This window comes from Lysinibacillus sp. NPDC056185, assembly GCF_047737915.1.
In the GTDB taxonomy this organism is placed as follows: domain Bacteria; phylum Bacillota; class Bacilli; order Bacillales_A; family Planococcaceae; genus Lysinibacillus.
Map to the genome: position 1 here is coordinate 290,106 of NZ_JBLLLQ010000001.1, position 16,473 is coordinate 306,578.

The following is a 16,473-nucleotide window of genomic DNA, read 5'->3' on the forward strand; positions in this document are numbered from 1 at the left end:
AAGCAGCGAACCTACTATTTTAAAATTCGTTCTATCTTAGTCTACAAAATAATTTATATTATATGAGTAATTTTACTACCAATGATGTTTTAAAGCTTGGCTCATCACCTTAACTTGAGATGCATTTCCGTTTCGACTGTGCGAAAGTGCAACGACAGCGTACAATGTTGACCACAAAAGAGTTAGCACAGGACGTAATGCTTTTAGCCTTTGTCCCACCACTGACTCGTTCTCTGGCCTCACCAGTGACTAGAGCGTTACCCAGTCTTCACACCAATCAGCCCATATAAATGGCATATCTTTCAAGAAAATGACATCCCTAGCTTTTGGTGATGAGTCCTATTCAAGGTACACCACTCATCGTGGTAGATAATGTATGAAAAATACTCATATTGGGTTATTTATATTGCATATGAGTTAAGTGTACCAAAGTCTATCATTTTTCACTACTAATAGGCGAACAAGCATTCTTTACTTGCCAGTTCTTTTCTGCTAAGCTTACTTTCTGGCTAACAGATTTGAGCTGCATAAAAAAATTCATGCTCTGTGCGTTGTTTTCCAAAGACACTCTCGTTAACAGTAATTGATTGACCAGATCCAACTGCGCAACTAATTGTTTTAACTTGTTCAAAATAACGCCTCCTTTGCTTTAATTTATGTATTCCTCGCATGTATAAAATTACCTTCATGCGTGACAAAATAAGCGTAAGTTAGCTGAAAGAAGAAGTATTTCGATAAAATTTAATTGAACTAGTCTATTTTCGTAGTCTTCAAAATCGTCTATCAAGTATAGAAACTAACGTAGAGACCAGTTTTTTCTATAAATTCGTTTGGAAATTTCATCAGTTAATTTGACGATTCGCGGGTTATATCACATGATATTTTTCGACTTTAAGAGGCGAAAATTGCCCAAAGATCAGTTATTTAATGGTAATTTAAACCATAGTTAATCTAGCATCAATCATACTATTAATAGAAGTGGAGAACTGCTACTTAATCATGGTAAACTATTGTATAATAGCAGTATTATAGAGGGTGAACTACGTGACAATTCGTTATCCGAATGGGAAATTATATTCCCCTAATCCAACTGTTCAAAAAACAGCCAAAAAGGGAAAGGACAAGGATTTTTCTTTTAGTAATCGAGGGAAAACACTAGAAGATGAAATTAATGAAGCAAACGATTATTATGTAAAAAGGCGACTTGCTATCATTCATAAGAAACCTGTTCCCGTGCAAATCGTCAAAGTAGAGTACCCATCACGAAGTGCTGCAGTTATTCGTGAGGCTTATTTCCGGACACCGTCGACAACAGATTACAATGGTGTTTGGAATGGGCATTATATTGATTTTGATGCAAAGGAAACTGCTTCAAAGACCAGTTTTCCACTAAAGAATATTCACGTACATCAAATGACACATATGCAGCAAGTGACGGAACAAAATGGTGTGGCTTTTATTATCGTTCGTTTCTCAGCTTTTGAACGATATTTTATCGTGCCATACGATGTTTTACAAAAGGCCTGGCTAGCGATGGAAAACGGTGAACGTAAATCGATTCCCTTTTCAACTATAGAAAAGGAAGCTTTTGAAATTCCTACAAGCTATTATCCACGGATCGATTATTTACCGATTGTCCAAAAGCTAATTGAAGCAAAAAGCCATGGTTCTGAAAGTGAGGAGATAGTAGAATGACTGAACGTCGTCCGACACGCGGTGAGCATCAAAAGGCTCTCGCTCAAAAAAATAAAAAAAGCGCTCCGAAACCATCGAAGAAAAAATGGTTTAAGCGCATTACATTAACAATAGTAGCTGTTATAGCTGCATGTTTTATTGGAGGTGCGGGGTTATTCGCCTATTATGCAAGTAGCGCACCTGAACTAGATGAGAACTTACTGAAGGACCCAGTTTCCTCAGAATTCTATGATAAAAACGGTGATTTATTTGCAACGATTGGTGCAGAAAACCGTAAATATGTAAAATATGAAGATATACCACAGGATATGATTAACGCGATCCTTGCAACGGAAGATGTACGCTTTTTCGAACACGGTGGTATGGATTTTTATCGCCTTGGTGGTGCAATACTCGCTAACTTCCGTGATGGCTTCGGGGCACAAGGGGCTTCGACATTAACACAACAAGTTGTTAAAAACTCATTTTTACAAAATGAAAAAAAATTAAAACGTAAGGCACAGGAAGCTTGGCTTTCCTTCCAATTAGAACGTAAATATACAAAAGAAGAAATTTTTGAAATGTACTTTAACAAAATGCTGATGTCAGGTCGTGTTTATGGCTTCGGTACAGCAGCCCAATATTTCTATGGTAAAGAACTAAAAGATTTAACTTTAGATGAAGAAGCATTACTTGCAGGTTTAGTACAACGTCCAAATGCTTACAATCCATTGAAAAATCCTGAACTTGCAGAAAAACGTCGTAATACAGTTCTAGGATTAATGTATCAACATGGTAAAATTACAAAAGCTCAGATGGAAGAAGCTAAGAAAGTAGACGTTCAAGCTGGCCTAGCTGACGATGCAACACGTCAAAAATTTTCTGGCTCTAAATACGATGCCTTCCTTGATGTCGTTATAAATGAGCTAGAGCAAAACGGTGATGGTAGTGCAATGGCTGAAGGAATTAAAGTATATACAACACTTGATCCAAAAGCACAACAAATTGTTGAAAACATTATGAACGATGACAGTAACTTCCCAACAAAAGAGATTCAATCGGGTGTGTCAGTCATTGATACGAAAACTGGTCAAATTCAAGCAATCGGTGGCGGACGCAATTATGGGACTGAACGCGGTTGGAACTATGCATATGACTTAAAACATCAACCAGGTTCAACGATGAAGCCATTACTAGATTATGGACCAGCAGTTGAAAATTTAAAATGGTCAACTGGTCAAACAATTGTAGATGAACCTATGACCTACTCAGGAGGAAAACAAACGATCAGGAACTGGGATAATAAATATATGGGTGCAATAACAGCACGTAAAGCTTTGTATGCTTCACGCAACGTTCCGGCTGTTAAAGCATTTAAAGAAGTCGGTCCTGATAAAGCTAAAGATTTTGCTAGTCGTTTAGGTATTAATACTGAAAGCGTTATGGAATCAGATGCAATTGGTGGTGGGGATATTACAATGTCTCCTACTCAAATGGCAGCTTCCTTTGCAGCATTTGGGAATAACGGTGTTTACACTGATCCTTATGCAATTACAAAAATCGTTTACCGTGACGGTAAAACAACAAAAGACTACACACCAGAGCCAAATGTAGCAATGAGTGATTATACAGCTTATATGGTGACTGATATGTTACGTGACGTTGTCGGCAATAAGCCTGATGCATCAGGTACTGCAGCAAATGTACCTGGATTAGATATCGCAGGTAAAACAGGTACAACAAACTACGCAGCTGCTGATTTTAGCAAGCATAATTTACCGGATACAAGTGTACCGGATTCATGGTTTGCTGGGTACACTACAAACTATTCAATCGCTATTTGGAGTGGTTATGAAGGACACTTTGATCCTATTACAACTTGGGATGAACGTCGTTTACCACAACATTTATTTAAACAAATTATGAAAGAGATTTCGGCGAACGTTGAAACACCACGTTTCAAAAAACCAAACTCAGTTGTGGAAGCTACAATTGAAGTAGGCACAAAGCCACTTAAATTAGCAAGTAATTTCACTCCAAGTGAGAAACGTCAAACAGAGCTATTTGTACGTGGTACAGAGCCTAAGGAAGTTTCAAATGAATACGCAGTGCCAGAACTATCTACACCTTACAATGTAAGTGCAAGCCTTGATATAGAAGGTCAATCTATCAATATTTCTTGGGAGCATGATGCCATGCTTAATCCGGAAACAGATGAACCACTACCAACTACCTTCGAGGTATCTGCTAAACGAGAAGGTGGAGAGACTATTTCTCTTGGTAAAACGGATAAAAAAGGCTTAACAGTTAGTAGCAAACAACTGGAAGATGGCAATTACACGATTTCTGTCGTAGCAGTTGTTGATGGTACACGCAGTAAACCAGGTACAGCTACCTTCCAAGTAACCGGTACGACTGATGAAGAAGATAAAGATAAAGATAAAGAGCCAGATACTCCGGATCAACCTGATGTTGAGGAGCCAACAGCACCTGATCAAAATGGCAACAACGGGGACAACGGTAACCACAATGGTAACGGAAATGGTAACAATGGCAATAACAGCAACAATGGTAATGATAATGGCAATGCTAACACTGGTGGGAATGGTAACGCTGGTGGGAATGGTAACAACGGTAATACAGGAAATAACGGTACCCCCCCAGGTAACAATGGCAACAATAATGGTAGTAAGCCACCAACAACGCCAACTGAACCAACCGCACCGGATGATGGTACCGGTAGTACTGAATAAAAAAAAGCAGAGTAGCATAACGCTACTCTGCTTTTTTGTTGTTGGAAAACTATATGTCTATAAGTCAAAGTGTCATAATAAAGTATGACTCTTCAGCAAAACGAGAGGTTGATTTCCGTTCCGGCCTGGGCGCTTTGTCGCTGACGCTTCGCTTTCGCACAGAGCAAAGCTTCCTGGGGGCGTCCGATGAGCCGCTTCGCTTCGCTCCAGGGTCTCGGGCCAACAGATGTTTTTTGCGCGAAAGCGTAGTGCTAACGCAGCGGCAGCAGCACCGATGTTGGCCACGAAGGCGTTATCACAGATGTGATGGTCTTAGCCTTCGTTCCTCTATTGCTAATCCCCAAGGAGTCGCCCAGCCTCCACTCCAATCAACCACATCACATAGAATGTTTCTTTGGCATGGCTAGTGATAATTTGAAACTTCAAAAGTTACTTTTTTTGCGCGAAAACGTAGCGATAGACTGTGGAAATGGCTCAACACTTTGACCACAGAAAAGCGCGAGAAATCAACATTAATTGATTTCTCGCGCTTTTAAGGTTTTGACCAGTTATGTACCAGCCTCTTTTTATATTTCTGTGTTTATTTGTTGTATTACTTTTTTGCAGCCTGCAAGCGTAGCCGTGCTGCTCGTTTTTTTGTTTCCTTAAATAATTCATCGAGCTGACGATAACAGGCATATTGGCCAGGCTTTGCTTTTATAAAGGTTAATCGTTCGACACCGTTAATAGGCAACACTTCATCCCCTACTTCTTGCACTAAGCGTTTAAACAATAGAATGGCCATGTCCATCAATCCTTTTGCTTCACCATTTCTTGCATCATGAGCTGCATGAATTTTGCCTTCGAGTTCCACCCACTCTGCAAACCAGGCATCTACTTTTTCCTTTTCAAGTGCCTCTACATTCACGCTTCCTTCACCAACCCTTTCTTTAAACGCTTTTGCCCTTCTCTACAGTCATTAAGTAAAGGGCAAGTGTGACAGTTAGGGTTTTGAGCTTTACAATGATAACGACCGAAGAAAATTAGTTGATGATGTGTTTTCGACCACTTGTCCATCGGTGTTTTTTTCATAATTGTTTCTTCGACTTCAAGCACTGAATCCTTCCAGCGACATAGCCCTAATCGTTTAGAGACGCGATCTACATGTGTATCCACTGCAAGGGCAGGAATTTCAAAAGCAACAGACAACACGACATTAGCCGTCTTACGACCAACTCCAGGCAATGTGACTAGCGCTTCTCGACTTGCAGGTATTTCTCCCTCGTATTCCTCTAATAGCCTTTGACATAATGCTTGAATATTCTTTGCCTTATTTCGATACAAACCAATGGAGCGAATGTCCTGTTGCAGCTCTTCTAAAGATACAGCTAAGTAATCTTCCGGCTTTTTATATTTTTGAAACAATGTTTTCGTTACTTTGTTTACAAGTACATCTGTACACTGTGCCGATAATAACGTGGCAATAGTTAGTTCAAACGGATTGTCATGTACTAATTCACAATGTGCATCAGGAAACATACGATCCATTTCCGCTAGACAATGCTCCCATTGTTTTTTTGTTAACATGTTGGAAGCCCCCTATTCTCTTTCTTCTAACCAATTATAAAATGGTACTTTATTTGTCGACTGCGTTTCTTGCTGCACTGTTCGGACTGGCGGTCGGTTAAATGTTTGTTTTTCACGGAACTGCTCGCTTTGCTTCTGTGCAGCCTGAGGTGTCGTAATATTTTTCTTTTTCCACTCCAGTAATATTCGATCAATATAACGAATACTTAGCTTGCCAGCAAACACAGCCTCCTTAAGCGCCTCCTTAATAAGCGCCGGACTGTGCTTATCCTCATCTAACCAAAATCCGATTTTTTCTAGCTCTAAAGGAGATAAAAGACGCCCCATTTCCTCTTCAAATAATCGGAAAACCTCCCCCTCTTCTTGTCGAAGTGATGTTGCGGATTTTTGATGTTCCTTCATTTCAATTATCTGCATAATACGCTCCCACAGTGGGTATACCGAGTATTTTTCATATAGTTTGCCACTTGCATCGACGTCGCTTGTTATTCCTAGGAAACCTTTTTGCATTAATCGCTGTAGACGTGAAGTAATGTCATTGCTAGGCATTGTTAGACGATTCATTAGATCATTAGGCGTTGGAAAATCATTCCCCTCTATATTGAATGCAAGTAAATGCATAACAATAAGTGCCTCATCATCCTCAATATTTAACTCCTTATAAAACTGAAAAAAAAGCTGAGGAATTTGAATCATTCTCTGCTCAGTCCATGTACGGAGTCGATTATTATTTGCGCTCATATTATACTTGACTCCTTTTCCATCGTAAGTAGAAAAGCCGCGTAGACATATCACTACGCGACTTTTTTAATTTTACACTTTCAAAACCTAAATTGCTTAAGGGTATAAGCGGTTTAATAAACGTGGGAATGGGATTGTTTCACGAATATGCTCCGTGCCAGAAATCCATGCTACTGTACGTTCTAATCCAAGACCGAAGCCTGAATGTGGCACAGAGCCTTGTTTACGTAACTCTAAATACCATGCATAAGCATCTAAAGATAAATGATGTTCTTCAAGACGAGATTTTAATAAATCAAAGTCATGGATACGCTCAGAACCACCAATTATTTCACCATAACCTTCTGGTGCAATTAAATCTGCACATAATACTACATCATCGCGGTCAGGATGTGGTTGCATGTAGAACGGCTTAATGCCTACTGGGTAGCATGTGATGAATACAGGTTTGTCATATGAATTAGCAATTGCTGTTTCATGTGGTGCACCGAAATCATCGCCCCATTCAATATCGTCAAATCCTTGTTCATGTAATAATTTAATGGCATCGTCATAAGAAATACGAGGGAATGGTGCTTTAATATTTTCAAGTTTAGATGTATCACGGCCAAGACGCTCTAAATCTAATTTGCAATTTGCCAGAACTGATTGCACGATATGCTCCACGTATTGTTCTTGCATTTCTAAGTTTTCTTCAAATTCAACAAACGCCATTTCCAGCTCAATCATCCAAAACTCGATTAAGTGACGACGTGTTTTAGATTTTTCAGCACGGAATGTTGGGCCGAATGAGAACACTTTACCTAAAGCCATCGCAGCCGCTTCCAAGTAAAGCTGACCAGATTGTGAAAGGAATGCATCTTCATCAAAATATTTTGTATGGAATAACTCAGAAGTACCTTCAGGAGATGATCCAGTTAAAATTGGCGGGTCCATTTTTGTAAAGCTAGTGTTGTTAAGAAACTCATAAGTTGCACGAATAATTTCGTTACGGATTTTCATGATCGCATGTTGCTTACGAGAACGTAGCCATAAGTGACGGTTATCCATTAAAAACTCAGGACCGTGTTCTTTTGGCGTAATCGGAAAATCTGTTGCAGCGTGAAGCACTTCAATACCAGTTACAACAAGCTCACAACCAAAGCTTGAACGCTCATCTGCTTTAACCTCTCCTGTAATGTACATAGAAGTTTCTTGGGACATACCTTTTGCAATGGCAAAAATTTCTTCGCCTACTTCTTCTTTTACAACAACGCCCTGTACAAAGCCAGAACCATCACGTAGTTGTAAAAAGGCAATTTTACCACTTGATCGTTTGTTCGCTAACCAAGCACCTAGCTTGATTGTTTCGCCGATATGCTTTGGCATATCTTGAATCATAATTTTTTTCATAGAAATCCTCCAAAGTTGGTTAAAAGGATTAGTCTTGCCATTTTGATTTTACAAATGTATCAATTCGACGGACTGCCTCTTCTAATAAGTCTAAAGATGTAGCATAAGATAATCGCATTGTAGTTGGTGCACCAAATCCAGAACCTGGAATCACTGCTACGTTTGCTTCCGTTAAAATATCCGAAGCGAATGCATCTACTGAATCATAGCCAGTATGAGCCATAGCTTCCGCTACATCTGGTAATAAATAGAATGCACCCTGAGGTTTTAAAACGTTGAAGCCAGGAATTGCACTTACCTGTGGATAAATTTTTTCAAGACGAGATTCGAATGCTTGACGCATTTCTTCTACAGCGTCTTGTGGTCCATTATACGCTTCCACTGTTGCATATTGTGCAGTTGTTGTTGCGTTTGATGTAGAGTGTGATGCAAGATCGGTCATTGATTTAATAATGTCCGCATCCCCTGCAGCATACCCGATACGCCAACCTGTCATAGAGTGAGATTTTGCAACACCATTTACAACGATTGTACGTGCTTTCACTGCATCAGATAGCTGTGCAATTGAAAAATGCTCAATACCATTGTATACAAGCTTCTCATAAATTTCATCTGACACGATTAAAATATCTTTTTCTTCTGCAACAGCAGCAATTTCAGCAATCTCTTCACGAGAATAAATCATACCTGATGGGTTGCTAGGAGAGTTAATAATAACCGCTTTTGTTTTATCTGTCACAGCAGCTCTTAATTGATCCGCAGTAATTTTATAGCCTTGCTCACGTGTGCCTTCCACATAAACAGGTACACCGCCCGCTAATTTTACTTGCTCAGGATAAGATACCCAATAAGGAATTGGAATAATAACTTCATCGCCCTCGTTTAAAATAACTTGGAATAAAGTATAAAGAATATGTTTTGCTCCAACACCTACAATTACTTCATTCGGCTTGTATGTAAGATTGTTGTCGCGTTGAAGTTTATCGATAATCGCTTTCTTAAGTACTGGAAGACCGCCAGCAGGTGTATATTTTGTTAAACCTTTTTCCATCGAGTCAATAGCAGCATTTAAAATATTTTGTGGCGTGTTGAAGTCAGGCTCACCAGCACCTAGACCAATAACATCAATACCTTGCTCTTTTAATTCCTTTGCTTTCGCAGTAATTGCTAAAGTTGAAGAAGGTGTTAAAGTTTTTACACGGTTTGCTAATAAATTTTTCATACGGGATCTACTCCTCTTATAAATTCGTAATGCGCTTCCACCAGTCGCCGTCCTTAAACATAATATAGACATAGTTGAGCTTATCGTGATCGTTTAGGTATGTAATTTCCCAAACAGCACCTGGCTCCTCATAGCCTAATTTGATATTAAGGACTTTTTGTACATTGCCTTCTTTTTTCAAAACCGATAATGCCTGCTTTTCCGTAATACCATCTTTTAAAAGTACTTCCTTAATTGAATCAGCTTTTAGATTCGTCGGAACAAAGACAGCTTTTTTATCACCATATTCATCTACCCCGAACACAGTGACATACGAATGTTTGCCATTATATGTGTAAGACTCCGAGACAATTGCGAGGGCTTTGGCATCGAGTGCCAACTGTTCAGCCTGATCTTCAATTGAATGGAATGGAGCCTCGGCTTTCCAGAGTACTAAAATACTAATGACAAGTGACAACGAAACCATAAAGACAGAAATGAAAATCAACCAGTTTTTCATATATTCACCTTATGTTTCACATCTAGCATATTCTTTAACCCCAATGCCTGATGCTTTTGTATGTTTATAACTGCGTATACATTCATTTTGCTTTCCATTTTTGTCAACCTGCTTTCTTTCCTCATACCACAACATTATACAACAATTTTGTGCTGTCGTGTTTCTTAATTTCATATATTGTACGTTGATAGAATAACGTTTTCAAATGATTCGGGTAGTAATTTTTTTCTTTTTAGTGCAACCCATAAAAATAATAACCCTTTCAATTTAAAAATTCCTATTCACAATTGCAAAGAGGAAGTAAAATTTGCCACTAAAAAACCTATAATAATTCACAAATAGCACAGTTAAATGTAGATATTTTTTTATTAAGAACAATTATCTCCATTATTGTCCTAGTTGCCTATTGTTTTTACCCATATGATAAGGTAATGAGCAATTTTAAGAATTGAAAAGGGACGTGATGTTTTGACTAAAGAAGTTAATCCTACAGATCCAGCAACAATACCTAAATTTGTGGATGAGCTGCCAAAACCGGTTACCGCTAAACCTAAATATTATAAAGGTCAACAGAGAAAAAACTATTATGAACTTAAAATGATGCAAGCAGAGCATTCTTTCCATAAAGATTTCCCAAAATCAATCATATGGGGCTATAACGGGCTTTATCCCGGACCGACAATTGAGGCTACAAAAGACAAAAGCATTTATGTTAGATATAAAAATCAATTGCCCTTAAACCACTTTTTACCCGTTGATTTTTCACTTCATGTGGCAAACGATTCAAAGGAAGTAAGAACTGTTACACATTTACATGGCGCAAATGTAGATTGGGAGAGTGACGGCCATCCCGATGCATGGTATACAAGAGATTATGCGCAAACAGGTCCAAAGTTCAATAAAGAAATACATGAATATACTAATCATCAACCAGGCACAACACTGTGGTATCATGATCATGCAATGGCGCTAACTCGTTTAAATGTGTATGCTGGATTAGCCGGTTTTTATTTACTTCGAGACTCGCTTGAGGAGCGTTCTAACCTACCTTGTGGTGACTATGAGTATCCTATTTTAATACAAGATAAATCGTTTAATGAAGACGGCTCACTTTTCTATCCTGATGAACCACCATTTCCAGTTCCCGTTCATCCATCTATTACACCTGGTTTTGTTGGTAATACCATCGTTGTAAACGGCAAGGTCTGGCCTTATTTAAATGTCGAGCCTCGTAAGTATAGATTTCGTTTTCTCAATGGTTCGAATAGAAGAGGTTATGTCATTAGCCTTTCAAACGATGAGCCTATGATACAAATCGGAACAGACGGAGGCTTTTTAACAGCCCCTCAAGAAATTCAATCTGTAGAATTATTGCCGGCAGAACGAACAGATGTTATTGTCGATTTTTCATCATGTGAAGGTCAGGAAATAACGTTAGTCAATTCTGATGAAGATTTCATTGATGAACATACACGAGTAATCATGCAGTTTAACGTGTGTCTTCCTCTAAAATGTGAGGATACTAGTGAAATACCCGAAAGACTCGCAGTATCAATGGATTTACATTCACACGATGCACATATCGAGAGACACTTACCATTAACTGCTACGACAGACGATTTTGGTCGACCAATGTTATTATTAAATAATCGTATGTATCATGATCCTACTACCGAAAAGCCTGCACTTGATAGTATAGAGATTTGGAATTTTATCAATGCCACGCAGTTTGTTCACCCTATTCATCTACATTTAATTCAATTTAAAATACTAGAACGACGCCCTTTCGATATGGAGCTATATCAAAATGAAGGTAGACTGGAATTTACAGGTCCCCCTGAAAAACCGCATAACTATGAGCAAGGTTGGAAGGATACTGTAAAAGCGGAAGCAGGGAAAGTTACGAAAATTATTATGCATTGGAAAGATCATGCCGGTCATTATATGTGGCATTGCCATTTCCTAGAGCATGAAGATCATGACATGATGCGACCAATACTTGTCATGGAGGATGTTCACCCTGTGCAAGAGCCACATGCTGAAATCCAACATGAAATAGAGCATTCGCAAGAACAGCATCATGACGACTCTACTATTGTTATGGGCAATAATGAGCACACTGTACCACTCTTGAACACTACTGCACACATCACGCCAACTGAATACTCTCAAGCTTCAATGCAAACAACGTATTTAGAAGACGAAATAGAATATACTCCGCAAACTATCCCTCTCTTAACTAGTACTCAAAACACTACTCACTCTACTGAAACAACTCATTTAGAAGACAATGTGGAATATAATCAGCAATCTTCTCCACTCTTGAACAATACTCAAAATATCACTTTTTCAAAAGTAGAACCCCCGGAACACCAAATTGTTCGTTCTGATATTGAAAGCATCCCCCAACCAATCTTCCCGTCTGCTGAGTCTCTGCCTCGGCAAAGGATACCTGTTAGGCGTCGGAGAAGATGGTACTAATGTTAAAAAGGCTGGGACAAAACTGGGCAACTCTTAAAAAGCGCGAGAAATCAATTTTAGAAACATTGATTTCTCGCGCTTTTCTGATGTAAAGAAATTCTTTTCTTGAAAATATACTTATGTCCCTACCTCTCTATGATTTTAATTCTTTTTAAATAGACTATAAAGAATAGGTACGATAAACAATGTTAAAAAAGTAGAAGTAGATAGCCCTCCTATAACTACAACAGAAAGAGACTTCGATATCATCCCAGTTTCATTCGAAATAGCCATCGGGATTAATGCACCCATTGTTGCAATTGCAGTCATCAAAATTGGGCGAATACGTACGACCCCTGCTTCAATTAAAGCTTTTTGCTTGGTCATTCCACATCTTTCAAATTGCTTCACCTTATCAACTAGAACGATAGCATTCGTTACGACAATTCCATTTAGCATTAGTAAACCGATCATTGCTGGCATACCGATTGGTTCCTTCATAATATAAAGTCCAATTAATGCACCTATAATAGAAAATGGAATAGCGAACAAGATAACAAACGGTGCTTTTCCTTCTTTGAAGGTAAAAACCATAACCAAATAAACTAAGATAACACTAATTGCTATGGCAATCGACAAATCTTTGAAACCATCATCCATCGATGCAGATACACCTTCCTTATAATAGCTAATATTTTCAGGAAGCCGTAAGTTATTAAGTACCTTATCTGCTTTTGCAGTTACATCTCCTACTTTTTCATCAGTAATAGTTCCATACACCATGATATATTCATTGCCATTTAGATGAGTAATTGAAGTTACATTATTAACCCTCTTCAGTTCTCCTATTTCATGAAGAAAGACAGGCATTCCCATTGCATTACTGATTTGGAGCTGTCCTAAATCTTTAAGAGATGTAACCTCATCCATTTTCAAACCTAGGTTCACTTCTCTCGTTTCCTCTTCAAGTCTCATGGTCGTTACTACATCACCATTAATGAGTGTTCGAAGGCTTTGTGCAACTATAGCTGGAGTTAATCCTTTTGCAGCAAGTTTTTTATCATCCAAATCGAAAACGATTTCAGGTACTTCTCCTTCTAAAGATGTTGTAACATCCTTCATCCCTTGTACTTCTTTTAAAGCCGTTGTAATCTGCTCACTTGCTTTTTTAATATCCTCAAAATCCGCCCCGTTTACAACTAGGGTGTATCTGCTTTCTTCCCCTCCTATAATTCCACCGATACCTGATACTGTCATTTCCTCTGGTTCAGAGATCGTTGTTAATTGTAGGCGAACGTCATTTACATAGTCGGTCAAATTTCCAACAGAATCATTGACAACGAATGAAATCGTCGCACTTCCAGAGTGTCCGTCAATATTAGTATTTATAAGGTTGATGTCCTTTCGATCTAATAATATATTTTCTACTCTACTTACGACATCAGCTGTTTTCATTGGAGCAGTTCCTTTTGCCATTGTGATGTCGACCTTGAAATCATTCACTTTCTCTTGTGGCAAGAAGGTTGTCCCTAGCCTCGGTGCAATAATGAAAATAGAACCTATCAAAATTAATATTGCGACGGTTAAAGTAACTAAACGATGATGTAAAACCCAAGTCAAACTGTTGCGATACCAAGTTTGAAGTCTATTTTCACTTGATTCTTTAGGCGTAATTTTTAATAAAAAGATCTTGGACAATATTGGAACAACGGTTACAGCAACAATTAATGAAATCAACAATGAAATAACAATAGTCCATGCAAGTGGCTTAAAAAAACCTCCTACTATTCCTGGCACAAAGGCAAGTGGTAAGAAAACAGCAACAGTTGTGATCGTTGAAGAAGTAATCGCAGATGCTACTTCACTTGTAGCCTGCTCTATTAATTCTACATTTCTTTCTTTTGAAGCTCTTACTCTTCTAAATATATTTTCAATGACGACAATTGAATCATCTACAACTCGCCCAACTGCTACAGCAATACCAGCAAGTGTCATAATATTTAATGTATATCCCATTGCTTTCAACAAAAGAAAAGATGCAAAAATTGAGACCGGAATGGAGATGACGGCAATAATGGTCGAACGGATATTTTTTAAAAATAATAAGGTGATGATGATTGTCATTAATGCCCCTAAAAATACTTCACGTAGCATTGAATGGACCGATTGATTAATTTCGATGGATTGATCACGTAAGATTTCGACTTTATAATCTTCCGGAATCGCTAAATTATTTATTTCTTTTTTCACTTGATCAACGATTGCTACTGTATTAGCACCACCTTCAGGAATAATGCTGAAACTTACGCCAGGTTTTCCGTTAATGCGTGTCATATTGTTTGTGTAATCACTTTCATATGAAATTTCAGCTATTTCGCCTAAATTCGTGGTTGTAATATTTTGCGAATTTACTTCTTTAGTAAAAAGCTTTATGTCTTTAATGTCCTCAATAGATTTTAGCTCGCTATTTATTCGTACTGGCAATACTTCATTTGAAATGGAGATGTCTCCAGTCGGCATTGAAAGATTATTTGCCAAAATAGCTTCTCGAACATCGTTTAAAGAAATTCCTCTTGTCATCAATTGATGTGGCAGGAGTTGAATAATGACAAACTTTTCCGTTGTTCCACTAATTTCTATATCACTTATACCTTCTATTACAGAAAGTTGTGGAATTATAGTATTCTTTACATAAGTTTCAACTTCGTCATTTTTATCTGAAGCATATATACCCATTGAGAAAATTATTGGGTTTCCACCAGGTTTAGTTAATTCATACCTCGGTTCCCCTGCAAATTTAGGCAACTGTAATTTATCTACACTTCTCCTTACGAGCTGCTCCGCTTCCTTCATATTCATTGTCATTTCAAATTCAATAGTTGAATATACGGCATTGGCTACACCGTTTGTATAAACATTTTTTCTCCCTTCTAGCTTCTTAAATTCCCTTTCCATTTGCTCCCCTATATCATTCATCGCTTGTTCAGGTGAAGCTCCTTGATAAGGAATAACTACTGTTAAATATGGAATATCAATATTCGGGTACTTCTCACTATGTAATGTTTGTAATGAATAAATTCCTCCTACAATAATAAGAGGTATTACTAATATCATTGTTAAAGTATTTTTCATACAAAAGCGGATGAATCGTTTCATATTGCTCCTCCCTCAAACTATCCCCAGTCCTTTTATCCCTACTCAATTTGTATAACAGGTAACAATAAATCTAGTTGAGTAAAATCATCACCTCGATACCACTCAAGAATGGAGCGTGTCGGTACCCATTTATGTTGAAGCGCGTATTGAAGTAATTTTACGTATCCGTCCTTGATCGTTGACATTTGTTCTTTAAATGGCAATGCCAGACATATACAAGAAGGCATATGTTCAATAAAATCACTTTCAGCTATATCATTTATGTTTGTATTTGCTGGAACACCAAAGCCAATTTGAGCTTTGATTACATCTTGGCCTGATAAATAATTTAAATAATAACTTTTAATGCTAATATTTAATTGTTTTAATTCATTTGCTCTGTTTTCAAAATGAGCTCCAAATTTACCCGTTGTGGATTGAGCTGTATACCAAATAATTTTTTCATCATTTTTATCAATCAAATAGATATCATCTCGAATGGGGTCACTTTCTAAATAGCGTAAGCTAATATCCAACAGTTCTCGTTTTTGTTTCATATGTTGAATCCACGTTTTCATCATTTCCTGGCGAGTCGTTTCATCCTGCTCGTGTAAGTAATTTTGAATTTCATGTATAGGTACATCTGCTAATCGCAACGTGGATATTAACTTTACAGTTGCAATTTGACTATCCGCATAAACTCGATAGCCATTTGAACTTCTTTCCTCCGGTAACAGTAAATTTTTAGTTTCATAAAATCGTAATGTACTTTTGGCTACACCTGTTCTTTCAGAGAATTCTTGAATTGTCATATATTTTTTCAAATCATTACACCTCTCTTAACTCCAATGTAAACCTTCAACTAACTTGAAGGTCAAGTATTATTTACCATATTAATATATTATTAGGGGATTAAAGTAACCATTTTTATCCACTTTTAAATTGATTAGAATACGCTGATTTCCGCTACAATCAACTAAAAATAGGTACACATAAGTAAAATATCAACAAAAAGATCCTTTAATCGGTCA

At 37.8% G+C, this 16,473-nt stretch carries 12 protein-coding genes; 3 read left to right on the forward strand and 9 right to left on the reverse strand.

Annotation, left to right across the window (positions count from 1 at the left end):
- Window positions 1-436 precede the first annotated feature (436 nt).
- Window positions 437-631 (reverse strand): hypothetical protein, encoded by a 195-nt coding sequence (locus ACMZ42_RS01440; RefSeq protein WP_053482465.1) that lies wholly within the window; start codon window positions 629-631, stop codon window positions 437-439.
- 413 nt (window positions 632-1,044) lie between these two features.
- On the opposite strand from ACMZ42_RS01440, the gene recU reads away from it, so the two are divergent.
- Window positions 1,045-1,695: a Holliday junction resolvase RecU gene (recU, locus tag ACMZ42_RS01445; RefSeq protein WP_370082210.1), complete on the forward strand. Its 651-nt coding sequence runs from the start codon at window positions 1,045-1,047 to the stop codon at window positions 1,693-1,695.
- Window positions 1,692-4,427 (forward strand): PBP1A family penicillin-binding protein, encoded by a 2,736-nt coding sequence (locus ACMZ42_RS01450; RefSeq protein ID WP_370082212.1) that lies wholly within the window; start codon window positions 1,692-1,694, stop codon window positions 4,425-4,427. Before recU ends, ACMZ42_RS01450 begins: the two co-directional genes overlap by 4 nt.
- A gap of 592 nt (window positions 4,428-5,019) precedes the next feature.
- Here ACMZ42_RS01450 and ACMZ42_RS01455 read toward each other — a convergent pair.
- The 6 genes from ACMZ42_RS01455 to ACMZ42_RS01480 all read right to left on the reverse strand — a co-directional run bounded on the left by ACMZ42_RS01455 (window position 5,020) and on the right by ACMZ42_RS01480 (window position 9,847).
- Window positions 5,020-5,334, reverse strand: coding sequence for a YpoC family protein (locus ACMZ42_RS01455; RefSeq protein ID WP_415730308.1), 315 nt, complete (start codon window positions 5,332-5,334; stop codon window positions 5,020-5,022).
- Complete coding sequence (gene nth / locus ACMZ42_RS01460) at window positions 5,331-5,993, reverse strand: endonuclease III (protein ID WP_415730309.1); 663 nt, start codon at window positions 5,991-5,993, stop codon at window positions 5,331-5,333. The genes ACMZ42_RS01455 and nth overlap by 4 nt, the downstream gene beginning before the upstream one ends.
- Window positions 5,994-6,005: 12 nt before the next feature.
- The gene (locus ACMZ42_RS01465) at window positions 6,006-6,734 is read right to left on the reverse strand and encodes a DnaD domain-containing protein (protein WP_415730310.1); all 729 of its coding nucleotides are present in this window, start codon (window positions 6,732-6,734) and stop codon (window positions 6,006-6,008) included.
- 96 nt (window positions 6,735-6,830) lie between these two features.
- On the reverse strand, window positions 6,831-8,126 hold the full coding sequence (gene asnS, locus ACMZ42_RS01470) for an asparagine--tRNA ligase (protein WP_370082220.1): 1,296 nt from the start codon (window positions 8,124-8,126) through the stop codon (window positions 6,831-6,833).
- A gap of 28 nt (window positions 8,127-8,154) precedes the next feature.
- Window positions 8,155-9,348, reverse strand: a complete 1,194-nt coding sequence (locus ACMZ42_RS01475; protein ID WP_370082222.1) for a pyridoxal phosphate-dependent aminotransferase — start codon at window positions 9,346-9,348, stop codon at window positions 8,155-8,157.
- A gap of 16 nt (window positions 9,349-9,364) precedes the next feature.
- Window positions 9,365-9,847 (reverse strand): DUF5590 domain-containing protein, encoded by a 483-nt coding sequence (locus tag ACMZ42_RS01480; protein WP_370082224.1) that lies wholly within the window; start codon window positions 9,845-9,847, stop codon window positions 9,365-9,367.
- 468 nt (window positions 9,848-10,315) lie between these two features.
- On the opposite strand from ACMZ42_RS01480, the gene ACMZ42_RS01485 reads away from it, so the two are divergent.
- The gene (locus ACMZ42_RS01485) at window positions 10,316-12,328 is read left to right on the forward strand and encodes a multicopper oxidase family protein (protein ID WP_415730311.1); all 2,013 of its coding nucleotides are present in this window, start codon (window positions 10,316-10,318) and stop codon (window positions 12,326-12,328) included.
- Between the two features lie 141 nt (window positions 12,329-12,469).
- Here the strand turns inward: ACMZ42_RS01485 and ACMZ42_RS01490 are convergent, their stop codons facing one another.
- Together ACMZ42_RS01490 and ACMZ42_RS01495 are read right to left on the reverse strand one after the other, a co-directional pair.
- Complete coding sequence (locus ACMZ42_RS01490; RefSeq protein ID WP_415730312.1) at window positions 12,470-15,463, reverse strand: efflux RND transporter permease subunit; 2,994 nt, start codon at window positions 15,461-15,463, stop codon at window positions 12,470-12,472.
- Window positions 15,464-15,501: 38 nt separating this feature from the next.
- Window positions 15,502-16,266: a MerR family transcriptional regulator gene (locus tag ACMZ42_RS01495; protein ID WP_415730313.1), complete on the reverse strand. Its 765-nt coding sequence runs from the start codon at window positions 16,264-16,266 to the stop codon at window positions 15,502-15,504.
- Window positions 16,267-16,473: the final 207 nt, after the last annotated feature.

Excerpts from the sequence above, each read along its gene's own strand:
- ACMZ42_RS01450 (WP_370082212.1), top strand. The coding sequence starts at position 1,692 with ATGACTGAACGTCGTCCGACACGCGGTGAGCATCAAAAGGCTCTCGCT.
- ACMZ42_RS01465 (WP_415730310.1), bottom strand. The coding sequence starts at position 6,734 with ATGAGCGCAAATAATAATCGACTCCGTACATGGACTGAGCAGAGAATG.
- asnS (WP_370082220.1), bottom strand. The coding sequence starts at position 8,126 with ATGAAAAAAATTATGATTCAAGATATGCCAAAGCATATCGGCGAAACA.
- nth (WP_415730309.1), bottom strand. The coding sequence starts at position 5,993 with ATGTTAACAAAAAAACAATGGGAGCATTGTCTAGCGGAAATGGATCGT.
- ACMZ42_RS01480 (WP_370082224.1), bottom strand. The coding sequence starts at position 9,847 with ATGAAAAACTGGTTGATTTTCATTTCTGTCTTTATGGTTTCGTTGTCA.
- ACMZ42_RS01475 (WP_370082222.1), bottom strand. The coding sequence starts at position 9,348 with ATGAAAAATTTATTAGCAAACCGTGTAAAAACTTTAACACCTTCTTCA.
- ACMZ42_RS01490 (WP_415730312.1), bottom strand. The coding sequence starts at position 15,463 with ATGAAACGATTCATCCGCTTTTGTATGAAAAATACTTTAACAATGATA.